The 2,744-nt window shown below is 39.5% G+C and carries 3 protein-coding genes; 2 read left to right on the top strand and 1 reads right to left on the bottom strand.

Features of this window, described 5'->3' with window-relative positions; translation table 11 throughout:
• Positions 1 to 498, top strand: a 498-nt coding sequence (locus J2T13_RS26060; protein ID WP_429375612.1) for an IS110 family transposase, incomplete at its 5' end; no start/stop codon positions are given.
• Positions 499 to 660: 162 nt separating this feature from the next.
• On the opposite strand, the gene J2T13_RS26065 is transcribed toward J2T13_RS26060, so the two are convergent.
• On the bottom strand, positions 661 to 1,608 hold the full coding sequence (locus J2T13_RS26065; RefSeq protein ID WP_429375613.1) for a homocysteine S-methyltransferase family protein: 948 nt from the start codon (positions 1,606 to 1,608) through the stop codon (positions 661 to 663).
• Positions 1,609 to 1,917: 309 nt separating this feature from the next.
• Between J2T13_RS26065 and J2T13_RS26070 the strand changes: the two genes are divergently transcribed.
• Positions 1,918 to 2,744: tyrosine-type recombinase/integrase (locus tag J2T13_RS26070; protein WP_429375615.1), on the top strand; the 827-nt coding region annotated here is incomplete at its 3' end.

A 2,744-nucleotide genomic window follows, 5' to 3' on the forward strand; every position in this document is an offset into this window, starting at 1 on the left:
AAGATTGTCCTCATGCACTATATTCAACTGCTTAAAACCTATCAGGACTGCATGAATGATCTTTTACTAACCATGGAGTCGATGGCTGAATCTATAGAAACCTACCACCTTCTACGAACGATTCCAGGGGTGGGACCCTTAACAGCTGCTATGCTGATTGCTGAAACCGGGGATATAAAAAGGTTCCCGTCCGTTAAACAGCTAACAGCTTTTGCCGGGCTTGACTCAGCTGTTCACGAATCAGGAACCTTCAAATCTAAAAAGAATCGAATATCTAAACGAGGCTCTTCCTACCTCCGAACAGCTCTTTACCAGGCTACCGTTTGTGCGATTTCCAGGCAAATTTATGGTCCAAGAAATTCGATTCTCTTTCAATTTTATCAGCAAAAACGTAATGAAGGCAAACCGGCAAAAGTCGCAATGGTTGCTACTTCTCATAAGCTTTTACGCATTATTTTTGGAATGTGGACGTCTGGTCAAGCTTTTAAAACGGGTTGAGTCCATAATTGGAAATTAACTTCCAATAAAACCTTCTCTACTGGGTAGGTTTATTTAGGTACGTCTTTGTTTTATCTATAAAAAATATATTAATGATAGACTTGACTTTGATTAGCTGGTTTATAAGATGTCCCCACCCTCGAAGCAATACTTAATCTTTATTTATTGTTTTCCCTTACAAAATCCTTCTACCATCTTCTCAATATGCTTGTTATTAGTTCCACAACATCCACCCATTACTTTTAGTCCATACTCAAAATGAAGAGCAACCATAGTATCTATAAGAGATTCAAAATCGTCCGATTCAACACTAGATGAATTATCTAATTCTTCTGGGCTTTTAGACGAAGTATTGGATTGTATGCCTAACAATCGCTGCTTTACTATAATGTTCGAATTCCAATTCTCTTGTAGAGATCTTTCAAGTACTGACGGGTGAATGCAGTTTACCATATATCCTAACGGCTTTGGATTCACAGAAGAATCAATTCCCACAAATGCTTCATGAAGTGATGTTCCATCTAGTAGTTTTCCATCATTACGGATCACAAAACTCAAAATATATGGTTTTTTAGTTTTTGCCATTGCCTTAGCTAAACCAAGTGCTTCAACATAAGCTGGTAATGTTGCACCATAAAGAAAATCAACCCCGGCATTTGATAATGCTTCTGCCTGAAATCGATGAAACCTTTCCGCCTCATCAGTTTCTAATGATTCTTGGGCTTTATAGGCGTCATTCTTGCAACCCATAATGCCTCCAATATAAATTTTTTTGGCAAAGTTTCCGTATTCATCGCGTATCTGGGAAAGAAAACGAACACAATCACCGTTTATGTCTATATTATTAAAACCTGCTTGTACGAGTCGCTCCTCGTTTGCTCTTCTAGTTGGTGTAAAAATTAATATAGGCAACTCACGTTTATATACAATATCGATATATCCCTTATAAATACCTCTCAGTATTTCTCTATTTGAGGAGTTGTAAATAAACCCTGAGTGAACCAGATATGGATCTAGTTCCACTTTAAATTCTCTACGGAGTCTTTCTACTACGGCGCCTTCTGTCATAATCAAAGGCGCCGTAGCTATTAAATCTTCTATCTTTAACATATCACTGCTCCTTGAGATGTTAGATTTTTTATGTTTTCTTTTTTGTGGGGATTTCTTATAACGTTTGGGTATCTACGAACCCTCACTGTCTTAAGGGAGAACGTCCCGGCCGCGACGCGGTTAGACAGTGCAGGGTTGTCTGCTGAATATTCTTCGTTGAAATTCCTCATGCAGAACAAGGGCATAACCCGAAGCGTAGATACGATGTTGAACTAAACCGCTACGCGGTAGCTTTTCAAATCCTACAAACCTTTAGTGCCATTCACCAAGCCTTCCTTTATCATCTAGTGAAAAAGGAGGTATTTATTTATGCAAGATTTGATTCAATCTATGACGTTTTCAATGGAGTTACGGGGCTTTGCCAAAAGCACTCAAAAGACTTATTTAGCGCACATGAAATGCTTCTATTCGTTTTGTGGCAAGGACCCTGCATCCGTTGGATACGATGAGGTTCGTGCTTTTCTTCATCATGCCATTAAAACGAAAAAACTGAGTTCGTCCTACGTCAATTCTGCTTATGGTGCCATTAAGTTTTATTACCAGTCCGTGCTTTTCCGCGAATGGAATATGCTATATATTCCGAGAGTGAAAAAGAAATCTTTTCTCCCCACCGTACTGACCTTTCAGGAAGTATGTCAGATCCTCGATGCGACTCAAAATCTCAAACATAGAGCTATTCTTACAACCATTTATTCGGCTGGACTTCGTGTGAGCGAAGTAGCACATCTACAAATGACAGACATTCATAGCTCAGATATGCGTCTTTTGGTTCGCCAAGCCAAAGGGGGTAAGGATCGTTACTCGATTTTATCCAACCATAATCTTCTGCTACTTCGTCAATACTGGAAGGCCTACCGCCCAAATCTTTGGCTCTTTCCGGGTGTCCCCGATACGAAGCCCATTTCGGTGCGAAGTATTCAGTCTGTTTTTAAAGATTCATTGCATGCTTCTGGAATAACTAAAAATGTATCGGTACACACTTTGCGTCACTGCTTTGCAACTCATCTATTAAATGGTGGTGCGAGTATTCTACAAATTAAAGAACTTCTTGGACATGTAGATATTCAAACGACTTCCTTGTATCTTCATCTGACCCATGCTCAAGTTCTCGGCTTGAAAAGCCCTTTAGATCTACC

Source organism: Paenibacillus sp. DS2015 (genome assembly GCF_050433705.1).
Taxonomy (GTDB): Bacteria; Bacillota; Bacilli; order Paenibacillales; family Paenibacillaceae; genus Paenibacillus_AQ.

Bases quoted from the DNA above. Each gene is read 5' to 3' on its own strand.
- J2T13_RS26065 (WP_429375613.1), bottom strand. From the start codon at position 1,608: ATGTTAAAGATAGAAGATTTAATAGCTACGGCGCCTTTGATTATGACA.